Origin of the sequence: Azospirillum sp. HJ39 (assembly GCF_041507355.1) — a bacterium.
GTDB lineage: Bacteria > Pseudomonadota > Alphaproteobacteria > Azospirillales > Azospirillaceae > Azospirillum > Azospirillum thiophilum.
Genome location: NZ_CP167914.1, coordinates 150265 through 168681 on the forward strand (window position 1 = coordinate 150265; position 18417 = coordinate 168681).

Sequence of the window (18417 nt, forward strand, 5' to 3'; positions counted from 1 at the left end):
CACGGGACGGGTGGGTCAAGAACCACGTCAAATCGAACAGCACTGCATCCCTGGTCGAAAAGCTACGCATAAAACCCTCTGACGGAGCATCAAGGAGATCTCGGCTCTTTCGACGATCCCTGCCCTTGCAGGCCGGGATCATGAAGGCTCATGATCTGTTCGGCAACGAACAAAGGGGAAAGGGCCGGAAACGCGCCCAACACGGCCTGCTGACATGGCCGTTGGCGGCAGGCCCCCGACAACGGTCGGCGGGAACGGAAAATCATCGGCGCGTCCGCAACCGGCCGGCGCGGGGACCGGACCATGAGCCGCCCGAACACGGCCTCATGTCCTGGCAAGAAGAAAGCGCGCATCGATAAGGACATGCACGCTTTTCGGGAGCGTCCGGTTTTCAGATGATCTCGATTTCGGGGAATGGGATGATCATCTTGCCGCCTCGTGCGAAGAATGCCTGCTCTCGCTGGACGACGCCTTCCTTGAAGTGCCATGGCAGCAGCAGGAAATAGTCCGGCTTCATGGCATGCGCTTCGACTTCGGAGATGATCGGGATGTGGGTGCCGGGTGTGTAGGCACCGAACTTGTCCGGGTTCACCTCGGCGATGGCGACCAGTTCCTTCTCCGTCAGGCCGCAGAACTGGAGGACCACGTTGCCCTTCGTCGAGGCGCCATAGCCCAGCACCTTCTTGCCGTCCGCCGCCAGAGACTGCAGCAGGCGCGTCAGGTCGGCCCGGTGGCGGAACACCCGGGCCTCGAAGTCACGGTAGGGGACCGGGGTGTTCAGCCCCATCCGCTCTTCCTGCTCCAGCAGCCAGTTGATCACCGCCTCGTTGCGCCGGATCGGATTGCCGCGCCTGGCCGCCGTCACCGCGAAGCTGCCGCCGTTGACGCCGTTCATCTGCACATCCACCACCCGCATGTCCGCCTGGCGCAGGATGTATTCGATCGTTCCCAGCGAGTAGTATTCAAGATGCTCGTGGCAGATCGTGTCGTACGACACCGTGCGCAGCATCGACGGCATGTAGCTCTGCTCGAAGTGCCACAGCCCGTTCGGCTCCAGAGCGTCGTGAACCTCGCGGGCAAAGCGGATCGGATCGTCAAGGTCGTAGAACATGGCGATCGAGGTGATCACCCGCGCCGGCCGGTCGCTTGCCCGCCGGAACGCCTCGGCCGAGAAAAAGTCAGCCACCAGGGTGATGTCCTCGGGGTAGAAGGCCTTGAACTTCAGCCCGGTCGGATCGATGCCGATCCGCTTCAGACCGGCCGTCCGGTAGGCCTTGAGCGAGGTCGCGTCGTTGGAGCCGATGTCCAGAACCACGTCGCCAGCCGAAACCCCGGCAAAAGCCTCCAGGTTCTGGATCTTCTGCGTCAGGTGGCGCACCATCGACTGGTTAAGACCAGAACGGTAGCCGTAATTCTCGCCGTACATCTCCCCGGCGTCATAGGAATGCGCCAGTTGCAGCAGACCGCTGTCCGGGCACCACACCAGTTCCAGAGGCCCCCGCGTGACCGGAATGCTCTTGGAATGGGGGAAGACGCCGGTCAGTTCCTGCCGCCCAAGGTCCAGGACCGAAACAAGGTGATCGCTTCCGCTGATCCGGCACTTGTCTATCCGCTTGTATCCAACGTTTTCCACAAAAGCCGCCTTCGGTTGTCAATGCGCGCTGCGCAGCCTGCCAAAAATCTCAAGACCACTCAAAAAAAACGTCACGATGGCTGAAGGCCTCGTCCGTACCGCTTCGAAGCGGATGATGTCATATTCACCCAGACAACCGCCGGACTGGGCCTCGATCGTCACCAGCACGACGCCTTCGACCACAATCCAATGCTCGGCACGGTGATGGTGCATCTGCAGCGGCAGCGTCTCGCCGGGCTTGACTGTGATCCGCTTGCCCTGGACGCGCGAACCGCTCCCCGACGACACGCCGCGCGGTTTCCTCGATCATCTTCAGATCGCTTGGCAGGGGCAGGAGCTGCTCGGGATAAAGCGCGCGGGACAGGGGCCAAAGGCGGCCTCCCGATCCATCCGACAAAATGACCGGGATCACCGTGGCGGCAACGGGGATGGTCTTCATGATTGTGCTGTCCTCGGCCAATCCCAGCGTTTCCACCTGCAGGCGCCGATGCAGCGAGGCCCGGACGCCCATAAAAATTCCGGCGTTCGCAATGCCTCACGGTAGACCCATCCACAGGACATGTCCTCCAGATTTTCCACCCCGAACAGTTGCCAAAACCGCCCTCTAAGCCATGCGAAACATGACATCGGGAGGCCAAATCTCTACCGCATACATTCTCTTTCGATTTACCTCTAATGCCATAATCATCCCTCGGCAACAACATATTCGCGCTCTGCGGCACATGATCTCGGACTCAAAAGGTATAGACTCAAAAGCATATAAGCACAAATCGTCTGAATTCGATCGTGTGCGCGGCGGAAGGGGCGCCGCGCATCCCATTTTCCCAGGGGTATCACTTCAGGTTACGGATCGGATTGCCGAATGAGTTTTCGAGACAATCGGGATCACGGTTCGCACGCTTTCGCCGGATCTTGAGGCTGAGTTCATCGGCTTGTTTCCGGACGAGGTTCATGGCGATGCCAGGAAGCCGGACCTGGCGGGAGAACCGCGGTCGGCCCTCCCACGCCTTGCCAACCTGAAGCGATTGCCTTGCCGTTTTTCCGCCTCACGCTTGACAACACGCGCTGCGCAAGAATAAGAACAAAACACAAACACCGAAGAACCGCCTTCATCGCTCCGCCCGGCTCCCGCCGCGGCGGGGCGTTTCGCATGCGCCTTCGGGTTGCCCATGCCCCCCCGGACAGTCAGGAGAAAAGCGGCATGCCCCTCTTGCCCACAGACGACTATGGCCAACGCATCCAGGCACTGCGGCCGGGCACAGCACAAACGGTGCCGTTCGGCGTCGCGTCGCGCGCATCCGTCCCCTTTCTCCCCACCACGACGGTGATCCGGGTCGTCGCCACCGCACATTGCTTCATCGCCCTCGGCCAAGCGCCGTCCGCCAACACCGACGGGCACTATCTACCCGCTGGAGCGCCAGAATATTTCCGGGTGGTTCCGGGAAAGTCGCTGGCGGCCGTCCGCGCCACCACCGACGGCGCGCTGCATGTGTCGGAGATGCTGTGATGCTCGCCCGCATCGGTCGTCTTCTCGCGGCGACGCGGCGCTTCGTCGGCGCGCTCGCCACCCGCTCCGGGAACGCGCTCACGACGCGCTCAGGGGATCGTCTCGTCGAAAGGTGACACATGTCCGACATCGCCATTCATCAACTCGCCACCGCGGGCACCCTGTCCGGCAGTGAAATCCTGCCGGTCGATGACGGCACCGCCACCCTGCGCACGACCGTCGCCGCCATCCGCCAGGGGCTGGCCGCTGCCGGGCATGGGCATGCCATGGCCGATGTAGAAGGGCTGCAGGCGGCGCTGAACGCCAAGGTGCCCCTCGCCGCCCCGGTCTTCACGGGTGCCGTCACGGTGCCGTCCGGCAGCGCGGCGTCCACCGCCGTTTCCCCGTCCGGCGACCGCGACACCGGCCTGTTCTTTCCGGCCACCGACACGGTGGCACTCGCCACCGGGGGAGCGGTCCGGCTGTCCATCGCCAACAACGGATATATCGCCCTCGCCCCGGCCGATCAGCGGGTGCGCATCATCGGATCGAGCAACCCCAATCTGGATATCGAGAACCAGGCGGGAGCGGACAACGAGAAGCTATGGCGCCTGAACGTCAACGGCGGGCAATTCTCGATCCAGACCTTGACCGATGCGTACAACGCGGCGGCCACGGCGTTCCAGGTGGCGCGATCCGGGTTGTCGGTGACGATGGTGACCGTCGGCGGAGGCATCGGGAACGAAAGCCTGCGGGTGGTGGTGGCGTCCGGTGCCAGCCGCTGCATCACCGTCACCGGCAGCAGCGGGGGGGACCCGGCGATCGGCACCAGCGCCGGCCGCCTGGCCCTCGGCGCGGTCCCGGTGCTGCCCAGCTACACCGTCGCCACGTTGCCGACCGCGGCGGCCCGCGGCCTGATCTACGTATCCGACGGGAGCGGCGGCAAAAGGCTGGCGGTCAGCGACGGAGCCGGCTGGCGATGGCCCGACGGCGCCACCGTGTCCTGAACCCTCATACCCTGAAGAGGAGCACGATCATGCAGACCACCAAGCAGCCCTACGAGTTCCTTGTCCGCTGGGACACCGAGGGCCGGCTCTCCGGTGCGCACGCGCAGTTCCGCTACATCACCCTCGACAAGGACGGCATGCCCATCGGCGAATTCATCGGTGCGGCCGAACCGGTCGCGGCGGCTGGGGCAACCGGCTTCCCGCTGGCCGAAATCCTGTCGCCCCTGCAGATCGCGGCCTTGGCTGAACGGGACGCCGCATTGGCCGAACGGGACGCCCTGGCGGAACGGCTGGCAGGGCTGATGGCACAGGAGCCCGCAACAGCGGCGTGACGCCGGGAATCCCCGGCGGCGCTGCATCCCGCCCCTGGGATCAGGAGGCGATGCCGCGCAGTGCCCCCGCCGTCAAATTCTCCACATACCAGCGATAGGCCTGGCCGAAGCCGTCGCGCAGACTGGTGGGAGCCGTCCAGCCCATGGCGGCGATGCGGCTGTTGTCCATCAGCTTGCGCGGCGAACCGTTGGGCTTGCTGGTATCGAACTGGAAACGGCCCGTCCAGCCGGCAACATCGGCAATCAATTCGGCCAGCCCGCGGATGCTGACCTCGACACCGGTGCCGACATTGATGTGCTCCTCGCCGGAATAGCGTTCGGCCAGGAAGACCAGCGCGTCGGCAAGGTCGTCCACGAACAGGAATTCGCGCAGCGGCTCACCGGTCCCCCACAGTTCCACCGTGTCGGCCCCGGTTTCCGTGGCGCGATCGATCTTGGCGATCAGCGCCGCCGCGACATGGCCTTGCTGAAGGTCGAAGTTATCGCCGGGACCATAGAGGTTGGTGGGCATCGCCGCGATGAAGTCGCAGCCATACTGGCGGCGGTAGGCCTGGCACAGCTTGATGCCGGCGATCTTGGCGATCGCATACCATTCGTTGGTCGGCTCCAGCGGTCCAGTGAGGAGTTGGTCCTCGCTCATCGGCTGGGGCGCCAGCCGCGGGTAAATACAGGAGGAACCGAGCAGAACCAGCTTTTTCACACCGCACCTGTAGGCGCTGTGGACGACGTTGGTCTCGATCGTCAGGTTGTCGTAGAGGAACTCAGCCGGGCGGGTGCTATTGGCCTGGATTCCGCCCACTGTCGCAGCGGCCAGGAAGATGGCGTCGGGGCGCTCCTCGGCCATCCACGCCTCCACCTCGGCCTGACGGCGCAAATCCATCACATCGCGGCCGACGGTCAGAATGTCGCATCCCTCTTGGCGCAGCCGGCGCACGATGGCCGACCCGGCCATGCCGCGGTGGCCAGCCACCCAGACGCGCTTGCCGCGCAGAGGGAACAGGAGGGACTCAGTGCTCACGCCGGATCTCGCTTTTCATACCTTGCTGCCGCTTCCTAACATTGGGCACGCCACCGGTCCAGCCTGCATAGCCGTTCTGGGGGACAACCCCGATATGGCAGGCCGGCCCCGACACATCACCCCTCCGCCCGGCAACAGCCACCTCACAGGAGGCATGAGTCCAGCGCATGATGATTGCGCCAAGTGATCCACCGAGCAATCCCGCGGAGTGATACCGGATCGCGTAAAATCGGCATCGATTTGAATGCGTGAATCCGATCGCCAAACATAAAGCTGGCGTTTCGTGCGTTTCGGATTAAACGCACGAAACGCTAATCGCCGGGGCGGACATGTGCCCGAAGAGCCGCAGTCGCGGCCCTCCAGCGACACAGGTCAATGACCGGCGCCGCCGGTATCAGACCGTCGCCACCAGCTTGGGATGCTTCTTCCAGTCTTCCATGATGACCTGCGCCTTGCGCCGGTCTTCGCTGCTGAGGTTGGCGCCGATCTCATGGGCCTTGGCCTCCAAACCGTCACGCTCGGGACCGGATTGGGCGGCGGCGGCCATGATGTACCAAACATAGGCCTGGATCGGGTTGTAGGCCTTGCTGTCATGGCTGGCGTACAGCGCGCCCAGGTTGGTCATGGCGCCGGCATGGCCCTGCGCCGCGGCCTTGCGCAGCCAGTCCACCCCTTCGAGCAGGTCGGGCCGTCCGCCCCAGCCATGCGCCAGCATCAGACCCAGATTGACCTGGGCACCGACATTGCCCTGCGCCGCGGCCTTGCGGTACCAGACCGCCGCTTCGATGTAGTCGGTGGCGCCGGCCAGCCCGTTGGAATGGATCAGACCCAGGTTGAACTGAGCGTTGACATTGCCCTTCTCCGCCGACAGGCGGCACCATTTCAGGGTTTCGCGGTAATCCTTCGGCACCCCGTGGCCGCGGGCATAGAGAAGGCCGAGATTGACCTGGGCCACCGGATGGCCCTGCTCGGCCGCCTGCCGGTAGAACTCGGCCGCACGGGCCGGGTCGGCCTCCCCTGCGCTGCCCTGCTCATGCATGATGGCGAGCGCCAACTGGGAGTTGGCGAAGCCCTGCGCGGCGGCGCGGCCGTACCAGGCCATCGCCTGCTCCAGGTCGCGCTCCACTCCCTGGCCGTTGGCGTAGAACGAGGCGAGCGCATGCTGGGCCACGGCATAGCCGCCCTCGGCCGACCGGCGGTACCAGTCGGCGGCGGCGGCATGGTCCTGGGGCACGCCTTGGCCGAAGGCATGCAGCAGGCCCATGTGGTGCTGCGCCTCGGCATGGCCGCCTTCGGCCGCCAGCCGGTACCAGTGCACGGCCTGGACGATGTCGGGCCCAATGCCCAGCCCGTTGGGATAGAGAAGGGCCAGATTGGCCTCGGCCGCGGCCGGGTTGGTCTTGGCCACGGTCTTGTACCAGCGCACCGGCAGGGCGGTATCCTGCGCCGCACCCTCGCCGTTGGCGTAGCACAGGGCGAGGGAGAACTGCGCCTCGGTGTGGCCCTGCTCGGCCGCCTTGCGGAACCAGTGGGCGGCGTCGCCGAAATCGCGCACCACGCCCAGGCCGCGGGCATAGAGCTGACCCATGCGGTACTGCGCCTCGGCATCGCCACGCTCGGCCAGCGGCAGCCAGTCGGCGACCGCGCCGGCATGGTCCTCCGCTTCGAAGGCGGCGAGACCGCGCTTGAAGTCCGGCTTGCGAGAAGAGGTGCTTTTGTTGCGCTTCAGCAGCTTGCCGAACAAGATCAGGGCTCCCGCAGGCTTTCGTCGACCCCGCGCAGGATGGGGCGGAGGAAATAGGTGATGATGCGGCGTTCGCCGACCTTGATGTCGGCCGTCACCGGCATGCCGGGAATCAGGCGGAAGTTGGATGGGACATTGTCCAGCGTCGTCGTCAGCAGCTTGACCCGCGCCCGATAGTAGAGCGCCTTGGCCGGATCGTCCTTGTTGGAGAAGGAGTCCTCGCTGATCGTCGATACCTCGGCTTCCAGCGAGCCGTGCTGGAGATAGGGATAGGCGTCGAGCTTCACGCGCACCTTGTCGCCGACCTGGACGAAGGCAAGGTCGCGGGCATCGATGTTGGCCTCGACCTCCAGGGGCGCGCCGACCGGCACCAAGGTGAACAGCGCCTCGGCCTCCTTGGCGACCGATCCGGGGGCCGCCTTGGGCGAGACCTCCAGCACGATGGCGTCGACCGGGGCGTCGAGCTGGACCAGAGACTGGCGCTTGCGCGCCTTGGTCAACTGCTCGCGCAGGGCCTCGCGCTCGTTGCTCTGGGTGGTCAGTTCCTCGATGACCTTGCCGTTCCACTGCTGGATGAAGACGTCGCGCTCGGCCAACAGGGCCTGCAGATCGTGGCGGTTGCCCTGCAGTTCGTTCTGGTTGAGGACGAGGTTGCGCTCGATGTCGATGCGGTCGCTGGTAGCCTGCAGCAGGTTCAGCCTGCTGCCGACCTGGGAGGCCAGCAGCGTGGACCGCATGGTTTCGATCTCGCGCACCACCTTCAGCCGCTCGTTCAGATGCAGGCGGTCCATCTCGTATTTGGAGACGTTGGACTGCAGGCGGGCGAGCTTCTCCTCGTAATTCTGCATCTGCGACTGGTACTGGGCCTGCCGCTCTCGCCACAGCGCCTGCTGCAGCGTGCTGAAGCCATAGCGGTCGTTGCCGGCCACGAAGGGCTTGCCGTCATGCTCGGCCTCCAGCCGGGCGATCTGCGCATCGGCGTTGGCGAGGCGGGATTCCAGCTGCAGGACGTCGGCCTGGGTGAAGGTCGGATCCAGCGTGGCCAGCACGTCGCCCTTGCGCACGACGTCGCCCGCATGGACCAGAATCTTCTTGATCACCGCCATTTCCAGCGGCTGGACCATGATGTTGGCTTCGGTCGAGATGATCTTGCCCTGGGAGGCGACGATCTTGTCGAGGTAGGAGAAGGTGGCCCGGCGATCATCCCGATGACGAACAGCGCCAGCAGATGCAGCGTGATGCGCGCCAGGAAGGGGTCGGGGGCGTTCTGGATCGCCTCCGTATCCTTCTGGAAGGCACCGACCGCCGCCTTGCCGCGCGCCTTGGCACGCTTGTCGAGCGGCGGAACCGGTCCCTCCCGCGCAACATCGTTCGCAGGGACGCGCGTCGTCTGGATGGTCGCGAGCTTCTGTGCGGTCAAGGGGACGCGCTCCTAGATGTGCCGGTTCTGCTGGTGCCAGAGATGCTGGTAGATGTCGCAGCGCCCCAGCAGCTCGTCATGGCGGCCGCTGTCGACCACCTTGCCGCGATCCATCACCAGGATGACATCGGACGGCACCAGCGACGACAGGCGGTGCGAGATGATGATCACGGTGCGGCCACGGGCGATGTTCATCAGATTGGCCTGGACGATCGCCTCGCTCTCGGCGTCGAGCGCCGAGGTCGCCTCGTCCATGATCAGGATCTTCGGGTTGGTCAGCAGGGCGCGGGCAATGGCCAGACGCTGGCGCTGCCCGCCCGACAGGTTCGACGACCCTTCCTCCAGCATGGTGTCCAGACCCTTGGGCATCCGCTCGACGAACTCGTCGGCGCCGGCCAGATGGATCACCTTCAGGATCTCCTCGGTCGTCGCCCCCGGCTTGGCGGCGGAGACGTTCTCGCGGATGGTGCCGGTGAACAGGAAATTGTCCTGCAGGACCACGCCGATCGAGGCGCGCAGATGGTCGAGATCGTATTCGCGCAAGTCCCGGCCGTCGATGCGGATCAGCCCTTCCTGCGCCCGGTGCAGCCCCTGCAGCAGCCGGGTCACCGTGGTCTTGCCCGAGCCGCTGCGGCCCATGACGCCGAGGATGATGCCCTCGGCCGCGGTGAAGGACACGCCGTCGAGCGCCGGCGGGGATGAGGGGGCATAACGGAAGCGCACGTCCTGGAACTCCACCGTGCCGCGCAGCGGCGTGCGCAGGCCGCGGCCGGTGCGGCCCTCTTCCGGCGGGTGGTTCATGATCGTGCCCAGCATCTGGACCGAGATCGACACCTCCTGGAACTGCTGCACCAGCTGGGCCATCTGCAGCAGCGGCTGGGTGACGCGGCCGGCCAGGATGTAGAAGGCGATCAGCGCGCCCATCATCAGCTCGCCGTTCAGCGCCAGATAGGTGCCGAGACCGAGCAGGCAGGCCATCATCAGCTGGTTCAGCGGCATGGCGACCGTCTGGCCGATGATCATGATGCGGCCGACGTCGAAACGTTGTTCGGCGGCGCGGGCGACGCGGTGGTCCCACTCCTGCTTCTGGCGGCAGTCGAGCGCCAGCGACTTCACCGTGCGCATGCCGTGGATGTTCTCGATCAGGAAGGACTGCTGGCGGATCTCCGCCTGGTACAAATCCTTCAGCCGGCCTTTGATCAGCGGGATCATGATGCCGATGTTGATCGCCATCAGCAGCGAGAAGGCCAGGACCAGGGCGGTCAGCGGCACGCTGTACATGAACATGATCGGCAGGAAGATGACCAGCGACACCGTGTCCAGCAGCGTCATGAAGAGCTGGCCGGTCAGGAAGTTACGGATGCGCTCGGCCTGCTGGACGTTCTTGACGATCTCGCCGGACGATACCCGCTCGAAATAATGCATCGGCAGGCCGACGAGCTTGTTGAAGACCTGGACGTTCATCTTCGCGTCGATCTTCTTCGTCGCGTAGAGCATCAGGTACTGGCGCAGATACGAGAAGGCCGTTTCGAACAGGATGACGCCGACCATCCCGATCATCAGCACGCCGAGCGTGCCCAGGCTGCGGTGGACCAGAACCCGGTCGATCACCAGCTGGAAGAAGATCGGCACGGCGAGCGCAAACAGGCTCATCAGGATCGCCGCGATGCCGATGTCGCGGAAGATGCGCTTATCGCGCAGGATCTCCACCAGGAACCACTTCAGGCCGAAGGGCTGCTCGACGTCGGTCAGGCCGTAGTCGCGCTTCAGCAGCACGATCTCGCCGGCCCAGGCCTGGCTCAGCCGGATGCGGTCGACCGGCAGGATGGTTTCCTGGCCGGCCAGCGGATCCTGCAGGATGGCGACGTCGGTATTGCCCTGCTTGCCGAAGCCGACGACCACCATCGAGTTGCCGTTGCGCAGGCGCAGGATGGCGGGGAAGGCGTCCTGCAGCTTGCCCAAATCCTCCCACTCCAGCGTCGTCGCCTCGGCCTTCAGGCCGATCGACTTCGCAACGCGCAGGAGGCGCGCGGTGTCCAGCTCCTCGTTCCCGATCACGTTGCTGTGCTGAAGCCGCTCGGCCGAGACGTCGAGGCCACGCTGACGCGCAACGGCGGCCAGGGAGTGCAGCCCGGTGTGGGCGCACGGAACTTCGGCAGCGAGGGTCATGGGATCCGCCGTAGAGGGTGTAGAGTGCGTCGCGAAAGCAAGGTCTTCATACCGTTCGGTCACCCGGTCACACCAACCATGCGCTCCTGGAACCGGGGGCGCTACGGAGCGTGTGCGTCCGCCACTTGCGGACGATGCCTAGCCACGCGGTTCCGCTGAAATAGCAGAATACCCATGACAGCGGCAAGCCATCTGTCCCCGGCGGCATCGGTCATCCATCATATGTCCCCGCTCCGCCCATTGGGCGGCGGACGAGATGCCGCTTGCGGACACCGCGCCGTCATTGCTATCGACCGACGGGACGGCCCTTTGCCGACGAAGACTTGAAGCCAAGCGGGCAGCCCGATGAAAAAGCCTCCACGCAAGCCGGCCAAGGCCAACAAACGCCCGGCCTCCTCCCAGGCCCCGCGCTCCACGGCCTCCGCCGTCCGGGAGGACGGGACGGCAGATACCGGCTTCGCCCGGGCGCTGACGCTGCACCGGGCCGGCCGGACGGCAGAGGCCGTGGCGGGATACCGTGCCGTGCTGGCTGCCGATCCGGGGCATCCGAACGCCAACAACAACCTCGCCATCATCCTGCGCGCCCGCGGCGACTGGGAGGAAGCGCTGGGCTGCTACCGCAGGGCGCTCGCCCGCAACGCGGCCGATCCCTTCGTCCACAGCAACCACGGCTGCCTGCTGCTCGACATGGGCCGGACGGCCGAGGCGGAGGACGCCCTGCGCGCCGCCGTCCGGCTGAAGCCCGACTATGCCGAAGCCCACTTCAACCTCGCCAATATCCTGCGCAACCGCGGCGACCGCGAGGGGGCCAAGGCCGCCTACGGTGAGGCGCTGCGGCTGAAGCCCGGCATGGCGGCGGCGCTGTGCAACCTGGGCGACCTGCACAAGGGCGCGGTCGAGCTTGCCCGCGCGGTGGAATGCTTCGTCGCCGCGCTGAAGGCCGACCCGACATCGGCCGAGGCGTGGAACAACCTGGGCGAGACGCTAAAGGAGATGGGCCGCATCGAGGAGGCGATCACCATCTTCCAGAAGGGGCTGGAGGCGCATCCCGGCCACGCCCTGATGCATTCCAACCTGCTGCTGGCCCTGCACTACACCCCGGCGGTCCCGCCCGAAACCACCTTCAAGGCGCATGCGGTGTGGGCGCAACGCCATGCCGACCCGCTGCTGCCCGCCGGCAAGCGGTACGCGAACCGGCGCGAGCCGGACCGGCGCCTGCGCATCGGCTATGTCTCGCCGGATTTCTGCGCCCATTCGGTCGCCTTCTTCGCCGAACCGCTGATCCGCGAGCATGACCGCAGCCGTTTCGAGGTCTTCTGCTACCATGCGGTCACCCGGTCGGACACGGTCACCGAACGGCTGAAGGGAATGGCCGACGGCTGGCGTTCCCTGGCCGGGGTCGACGCCGCCCGCGCCGCGGCATTGATCGAGCAGGACGGCATCGACATCCTGGTCGACCTGACCGGCCACACCGCCAACAACCGCCTGACCCTGTTCGCCCGCAAGCCGGCTCCGGTCCAGGCGACCTGGCTGGGATATCCCGACACCACCGGCATGCGCGCCATCGACTGGCGGCTGAGCGACGCCGTCGCCGACCCCATGGGCGAAGCCGACCGGCTGAGCGCCGAGCGCATCGTCCGCCTGCCCCACGGCTTCCACAGCTACCGGCCGCCGGTCGATGTCGGCCCGCCCGCCGAGCCGCCGATGGGGACCAACGGCCACGTCACCTTCGGCTCCTTCAACAACACCTCCAAGGTGACCGGTGAGGTGGTGCGGGTCTGGTCCGAATCCTGAAGCGCGTGCCGGGATCGCGCCTGATCATCAAGAGTGCCCAGATGGGCGACGGGGAAACACGCCAGCGGTATCTCAACAGCTTCGTCCAGCACGGCATCGACGCCGGCCGGATCGACCTGCTGGCCCGCATCCACGCCGCCGACGGACATCTGCGCGCCTACGACCGCATCGACATCGCCCTCGACCCATTCCCCTACAACGGCACCACCACCACCTGCGAGGCGCTGTGGATGGGCGTGCCGGTGGTCACCGTAGCGGGAAACACGCACGTCTCCCGCGTCGGCGCCAGCCTGCTAACTCATTGCGGCCTGACCGACCTGATCGCCGCCGACGAGGCCGGCTACATCGCCACGGCGGTGGATATCGCCGGCGATCCGGAGCGGCTGTCCGTCCTGCGGCAGACCATGCGCGACCGGCTGAACGCCGCTCCGCTGACCGACTACCGGGGCTTCGCCCATAGCGTCGAAGCGGCCTACCGCGCCATGTGGCGCGACTGGATGGCGCACCCCGCCGCCTGAGCGCGATGGAGGGTATCTCCTGAAACCCGGAAGATGCGTTTGCCGGTGCGATGCCCCACGCCCGGCCGGGTCGCGTCGGCTCGGCAAGCCGGCGGCCCAACTTGACAAACCGGCCACCGGCGCGGGATCGTCCGCCGGCGCTCGCCGCCCGGCAGGACCGGCCCGCCAGAACAGGGTTTTCCCAATGATTCCGAACTTGGCTTTCACCTGGCAGCTCACCGAGGTCCACGGCTGGGGACTGGTGGGCGTCCACACCGCGCTGTATCTCGCCGACATGGGCCGACCGCTCCTCTTGCTGGAACGGCCGCTGATGGGAACCCTGCGCCCGGAGAACCGCGCCAAGCTCCAACCCCTGGAAGGCCCCAGCCAGCAGATCATCGCCATGGCGGACAATGCCAAGGGCCACATGCTTTTGCTGAAGGAGTTCGACGTCCTGCATGCGCTGGGCAACGGCTTCACCGCCGGCGGCCCGTCGTCCCGCTTCCGAGGACGCCGCAACGTCGGCGTCATCGCCTACGAGAACACCCGCTTCACGCCCGAGGTGATGGCCCGCGCCCGCCAGTACGACCGCATCGTCGTGCATTCCACCTACAACAAGCAGCTGCTGGAGATCTGGGGTTTCGACAATGTCGGCCTCTCCTTCCAGGGCATCGATCCGGCCGAGATGGTGGAAGCCTCCCCCAGCGGACGATTCGGCGACCGCTTCGTCGTCTTCTCCGGCGGCAAGCTGGAGTTCCGCAAGGGCCAGGATATCGTGCTGGCCGCCTTCCTGCGTTTCCGCCAACGCCACCCGGAGGCGCTGCTGGTCACCGCCTGGCAGAACGCCTGGCCGGAGGTCGGCATGACCATGGCTGAATCGCCGTTGGTGCCGATGCCGCCGCGCATCCTGCCCAACCGGATGGTCGACGTGAAGACCTGGGCGCTGGAGAACGGCGCCGACGAGGAGGGGTTCCTCGACCTGGGCTTCCTTGGCCGCAACCAGATCGCCGGGGTGCTGGCCGACTGCGACGCCGCCCTGTTCCCCAACCGTTGCGAGGGCGCCACCAACCTCGTCGCCATGGAGGCGATGGCCTGCGGCGTGCCGGTGGTGCTGTCCAATAACACCGGCCACCGCGACCTGCTGAAGAGCCCGAGCCAAGGCAACGATCTGTGCCTGTCGCTGGACCATCAGGTGCCAGTGGACGACCGCGACGGCAGCCGCTTCGGCTGGGGCGAATCCTCGGTCGACGAACTGGTGGAGGCGCTGGAGCAAATCCACTCTGACCGAAGCGAAGCCAAGGCCCGCGCCGCCCGCGCCAAGGCTTTCATCCGCACCGAGCGGACATGGCGCGCCTTCGCGGAGTCCTTCGTCGATGCCACGCAATGAGGCGGCCGGCCGGTGGCGGAGCAGAAAAGGGAGCGCCGCCGGCATGGCCGCCGCTTCCTCATGGCCGAGAGCCAGCACCCCGGAGGCAATGCCGCCCATAAAGGGCCATCACAGCAAGCATGACATCATCACCCTGCCTGCATCAGGCAATCCTTTCATGAAGGCGGACATCCTGATTTATCGAGAAAGAGCAAACTCCTGATGTATAGACCCTCACCTCAAAATCTATAACCGTCTTTTCCAAGGAAAAGTCTACGTATAGTTTATGATATCCTTCGCCCGCTCCATCCTTTACCCTTATACCCCGATGGGTGTAAATCACGTTTCCTTTTCCTGAGGAAACATCGACGAAGCCGATATCCGTACCGTCCATCATACCCTTGGGAAGATTCGAGATTTTTACTTCCAAAGTAATTGTGTAATTCCCTTTCCTGAATCGGCTATAGGGGCCGAAGAGAAGAAACCCAACCTCGCCCGGCTCAGCCGTGAAAACGCTCCTGGCGTAATGCGCGACGGCTCGCCCGCAGGATGATTGGATGCCGGAAAGGCGCCTGCCATTCTTTTTCGCTCTCTCGAGGAATGGCTTTGCAGCTTCATTGTATATGATTGTATCAAGGCAATTCAATTTTACCAAAAGCTCTTCGGTTTCATCATCGATCGGAAAATCATCGACTTCTTCGAAGCACGACGTTCCATCCATGTTATTCTTTTTTGTTTCATTCATTCGTGGGATAACAGAAGGCATTGGCATATCAAAATGCCGGCATATGATATCGACCAAATCATCCATGAATTCGGCTATACCGTATACATCAATCTTTGAAAGATTTTTTAGAGCGCGATCAAGCATTTCACTCTCATCGCCACTCCGCCAAACCTCCCAATCATTCTTCATTGTATGATCGGTCAGATATCTTGCAGTGACATTCTCAACCAAATTTTGCAAAACAGGAATGGGGAATTTTAGAAATTCTTTCAGGCTATATTCTTTTGCAAGGCGAGGATAATGCAGGTTATTGGCCTCGATATGCTCTTTTGTGTGGCTTCTCCAATACAAATACTGAGAAATCAACCGATCGATCGGCTCTCGAAGAACCGTTACCATCTTAAATGGCTTTGGGGCAAAAGCATTAAATCTATCAAAGCTTTCATGTGCGGAAAAATATTTGTATCTCAACAAGTAATGCGGCGGCCAAGCTGAAATTCCCGATAATCTCTCCGGAAATACTTCATATGGGTGAAAATTTCCCCGCAATATATGATCCAGGGTTGTGCCTCCGGTCTTTGCTATATGCAAAAACACCACCCGTTCAAAGTCGATCTCTTCCTTCAATTCATTCCGAATAGGTTCCGTCACTTCAGCACCATATCTGTGGTGGCAAAGAAAATATACTCACTCCAGATAAGATAGCAGGTTCTTTTTTGACTTGGGAAGGGTCAAAAGTTTCTCGCGCATGCGCTCCAAAAACAGGACCGACCATGACATGATCGCAGCGCTCGCAGGCTTTTCGCGGGAATTCGGAAAAGCGCCCTGCCGGCAGACGGCCCGCTATCGTCCCACCTTGTCCAGGGCATCGAGCAGGCGGTGCGCCGCGGCATCCCAGGTGAAGTTTTCCATCAGATGGGGGCGGCGTCGCGACGCTCGCCCTCGGGGTTGCGGATGATGCGGGCCAGGATGTCGGCAGCTGCATCCTCGTCCGGGTGCCACCAGTCCAGTCCGTGAAAGGGCGGATAGTAGGCGTCGCTGTAGGGCATCAGCGCCGGACCGGTGGTACAGGGAATCAGGTGGGCGACGCTGTCGTTCAGATAGGCGGTGTAGGCACTGTGCCGCGGCGCGATCAGGCCGGCCCCCAGGCAGCCCGCCCGGGTGATCGGCAAATCCCAGCCCTCGCCGTGCGACAGGCTGAGGTAATGGGTCGCCATGGCATAGAGGCTGGCGATCCCCTGCTCGTCATAGCGGTCGGTCAGCAAGGCGATGGGGGCGGCGGCCTCCAGCCGGCGGCCGGTGGCTCGCATGCCCTGTTCGACCAGCCGGCGCACCTCGCCGACCAGGGCCGATCCGCCTTTTCCCACCTTCAGGATCAGGATCGCATCGTCGTCGGCGCGGGTCGCCTGCAGCCAGACCCGCAGCAGGCCGTCCAAATTCTTGCGCGCGATAAAATCGGAGATGTTAAGGACACGGACCCGGTAATCCATCACCGCCCGGCCAAGCGGCCCGGCGATCATCAGCGGCCGCGCACCGGCGTCCGCCGGGTTGGGGGCGATGCCGGGCGGGCAGACGCGGATACGGTCCTCCGGGTGGCCGGAGGCGATCCAGGCCAGCCGCGAGGAGTTGGTCGGCACGATCACCAGATCATGCGCCCGGTTGCAGGCGACCCAGCTCGCCGGGATACGCGGCCCCTCGAACATGGTGTAATTGACCGTCGGCACGCCGGGGATCGGCTCCACCAGCGGCGGGGTCAGCACGCTGAGCGCCAGCCGGGCCCGCATCGGCTCACCCAGCCGGCGTGCGGCTGCCTGCAGGATCGGATCGCCGAAGGAGGGGCGCCAGCTCTCGTCGCCCCTGAGCCCGGCCAATCCCAGCGTCTGCCCGCACTCCATCAGGCTGCGCACGAAATGCTGGGCAAAGTCGCCATAGCCCGACAGCACCGAGAAGGGTGCACGCACCAAAATCCCGTCCGGGGTCTGCGGCCGGCGAGCGTCCTGGGAGATCCGGCGGTAGAGCCGGGCGCGGGCAAGGGTGTTCACTGCCTCACCCGATGCCGCGCCGCCTTCCGCCAGCACCGCCTCCGCCATATCCGGCCGGCCGAGCGACAGCCAGGCCATAGCCAGATGGCCACGGGCATCGGCATGGCCGGGCTGCCGGGCCAGCACATCGGCCAGAATTCCGGCCGCCTCGGCATAACCGCCATTCGACAGCAGCGACACCGCCAACAGCACCCGGCGGTCGAGGTCGCCGGGGGCGAACCGAACGGCGCGGCGCAGATGGCGCAACGCCCCGGCATAATCGCCCAGCATGTGCAGCAGGTTGCCCAGCCGGTCCTGCACCTCCAGCCGGTCGGGCATCAACGCCGCAGCCATGCGGAACTGGGCGACCGCTCCCATCTGATCGCCTCTCACCTGCTGCACCACCGCCAGATTGATGCGCGCCTGAAAGAAGGCGGGATCGAGCGCCACCAGCCGCGACAGCCGTTCCTCCGCCTCGTCCAGGCGGCCGAGCTCGTACAGGATGGCGCCGGCGAGGTTAAGCGCACCGCCGTCGTCGGGAGCTTCGCACAACACCCGTTCGGCCAGGGCCAGGGCATCGTCTCGGCGCCCGGACCGGTAATGCTGTATGGCGTGCGCGATGTCTTGACCCATGAAGCGGATATCCACTGACCGGCGGGGGAGATGAAGGCGGATGGTGCTGTCTTCTGCCTTGCGGCCATAGCACGGCGGGTTTTTTCGGGTCAACCGAGGCACTGACTTCCGGAATTGCAATTGGCGCCATCCCCCGGCCATAAAGGCGCCCTGCAAAGGCCGACAGTAACGGCCGCATGTCCGTCGCGAGCCGTTCCATGACCCAAACGCCACCCTTCCTTCTCCGCACCGTCGAAGCCCATCGGGCCGATGGACTGGACGAGGCCGGGTCGCTTTACCGTGCGGCGCTCGTGCTTAAGCCGGCGGACTATAACGGGCTGCAGCTTCCGGGGCTGGTGGAGAAGCGGTTCGGGCGGAGCGCGCCGCCGCGGCGCTGATGCGCAGATCGCTGCCGGCTGGCCCCGGACTTCACCGCCGTGCGGCAGAACCTGTGCCGGACGCCACAGGGCATCGGCGACCATGCCGGAGCCCTGCCCCTGCTGCGGCAGCTGGCCGCAGAGCTTCCCGGCGACGCCGAGTCCCTGTACCAGCTGGGCGGCGTGCTGCTGCGGCTGGAGCGGCTGGACGAAG

Annotated in this window: 15 protein-coding genes and 3 pseudogenes; 8 read left to right on the forward strand and 10 right to left on the reverse strand. The window is 64.8% G+C overall.

All coding sequences use genetic code 11. The features are described 5' to 3' along the window. Positions 1 to 391 precede the first annotated feature (391 nt). From ABMY26_RS35980 to ABMY26_RS35990, 3 genes and pseudogenes are all read right to left on the reverse strand, one after another. Positions 392 to 1633, reverse strand: coding sequence for a class I SAM-dependent methyltransferase (locus ABMY26_RS35980; RefSeq protein ID WP_372400535.1), 1242 nt, complete (start codon positions 1631 to 1633; stop codon positions 392 to 394). A gap of 18 nt (positions 1634 to 1651) precedes the next feature. Further along, a pseudogene (locus tag ABMY26_RS35985) lies at positions 1652 to 1912 on the reverse strand (hypothetical protein); the annotation flags it as partial. Positions 1913 to 1955: 43 nt separating this feature from the next. After that, positions 1956 to 2144 (reverse strand): annotated as a pseudogene (locus ABMY26_RS35990) (sugar phosphate nucleotidyltransferase); the annotation flags it as partial. 690 nt (positions 2145 to 2834) lie between these two features. Between ABMY26_RS35990 and ABMY26_RS35995 the strand changes: the two are divergent. From ABMY26_RS35995 to ABMY26_RS36005, 3 genes are all read left to right on the forward strand, one after another. Next, positions 2835 to 3140, forward strand: coding sequence for a hypothetical protein (locus tag ABMY26_RS35995; protein WP_372400537.1), 306 nt, complete (start codon positions 2835 to 2837; stop codon positions 3138 to 3140). Between the two features lie 119 nt (positions 3141 to 3259). Next, positions 3260 to 4126 (forward strand): hypothetical protein, encoded by an 867-nt coding sequence (locus ABMY26_RS36000; protein WP_372400538.1) that lies wholly within the window; start codon positions 3260 to 3262, stop codon positions 4124 to 4126. A 29-nt stretch (positions 4127 to 4155) separates the two neighbouring features. Beyond that, entirely contained in the window at positions 4156 to 4458 is a 303-nt protein-coding gene (locus tag ABMY26_RS36005) for a hypothetical protein (protein WP_372400539.1), read from the forward strand. Between the two features lie 40 nt (positions 4459 to 4498). Here the strand turns inward: ABMY26_RS36005 and ABMY26_RS36010 are convergent, their stop codons facing one another. The 5 genes from ABMY26_RS36010 to ABMY26_RS36030 form a co-directional block, all read right to left on the reverse strand. Beyond that, positions 4499 to 5410 (reverse strand): GDP-L-fucose synthase family protein, encoded by a 912-nt coding sequence (locus ABMY26_RS36010; RefSeq protein WP_372400729.1) that lies wholly within the window; start codon positions 5408 to 5410, stop codon positions 4499 to 4501. Positions 5411 to 5870: 460 nt separating this feature from the next. Then, on the reverse strand, positions 5871 to 7220 hold the full coding sequence (locus ABMY26_RS36015) for a hypothetical protein (RefSeq protein WP_372400540.1): 1350 nt from the start codon (positions 7218 to 7220) through the stop codon (positions 5871 to 5873). Between the two features lie 2 nt (positions 7221 to 7222). Beyond that, on the reverse strand, positions 7223 to 8389 hold the full coding sequence (locus ABMY26_RS36020; protein ID WP_372400730.1) for an HlyD family type I secretion periplasmic adaptor subunit: 1167 nt from the start codon (positions 8387 to 8389) through the stop codon (positions 7223 to 7225). Beyond that, entirely contained in the window at positions 8317 to 8640 is a 324-nt protein-coding gene (locus tag ABMY26_RS36025) for a hypothetical protein (protein ID WP_372400541.1), read from the reverse strand. Before ABMY26_RS36025 ends, ABMY26_RS36020 begins: the two co-directional genes overlap by 73 nt. A 12-nt stretch (positions 8641 to 8652) precedes the next feature. After that, on the reverse strand, positions 8653 to 10809 hold the full coding sequence (locus tag ABMY26_RS36030; RefSeq protein WP_372400542.1) for a peptidase domain-containing ABC transporter: 2157 nt from the start codon (positions 10807 to 10809) through the stop codon (positions 8653 to 8655). 345 nt (positions 10810 to 11154) lie between these two features. Here ABMY26_RS36030 and ABMY26_RS36035 point away from each other — a divergent pair, with 345 nt between their 5' ends. The 3 genes from ABMY26_RS36035 (at position 11155) to ABMY26_RS36045 (ending at position 14487) form a co-directional block, all read left to right on the forward strand. Beyond that, entirely contained in the window at positions 11155 to 12603 is a 1449-nt protein-coding gene (locus tag ABMY26_RS36035; protein ID WP_372400543.1) for a tetratricopeptide repeat protein, read from the forward strand. Between the two features lie 5 nt (positions 12604 to 12608). Further along, positions 12609 to 13121, forward strand: coding sequence for a hypothetical protein (locus tag ABMY26_RS36040; protein ID WP_372400544.1), 513 nt, complete (start codon positions 12609 to 12611; stop codon positions 13119 to 13121). A gap of 196 nt (positions 13122 to 13317) precedes the next feature. Then, positions 13318 to 14487 (forward strand): glycosyltransferase family 4 protein, encoded by a 1170-nt coding sequence (locus ABMY26_RS36045; protein ID WP_372400545.1) that lies wholly within the window; start codon positions 13318 to 13320, stop codon positions 14485 to 14487. Between the two features lie 142 nt (positions 14488 to 14629). On the opposite strand, the gene ABMY26_RS36050 is transcribed toward ABMY26_RS36045, so the two are convergent. Continuing rightward, complete coding sequence (locus tag ABMY26_RS36050) at positions 14630 to 15820, reverse strand: sulfotransferase family 2 domain-containing protein (protein ID WP_372400546.1); 1191 nt, start codon at positions 15818 to 15820, stop codon at positions 14630 to 14632. A 284-nt stretch (positions 15821 to 16104) separates the two neighbouring features. After that, entirely contained in the window at positions 16105 to 17847 is a 1743-nt protein-coding gene (locus ABMY26_RS36055; RefSeq protein WP_372400548.1) for a tetratricopeptide repeat protein, read from the reverse strand. 197 nt (positions 17848 to 18044) lie between these two features. On the opposite strand from ABMY26_RS36055, the gene ABMY26_RS36060 reads away from it, so the two are divergent. Continuing rightward, positions 18045 to 18224, forward strand: coding sequence for a hypothetical protein (locus ABMY26_RS36060; RefSeq protein WP_372400549.1), 180 nt, complete (start codon positions 18045 to 18047; stop codon positions 18222 to 18224). A 39-nt stretch (positions 18225 to 18263) separates the two neighbouring features. Further along, positions 18264 to 18368: pseudogene (locus ABMY26_RS36065) on the forward strand (hypothetical protein); the annotation flags it as partial. Between the last annotated feature and the right edge of the window lie 49 nt (positions 18369 to 18417).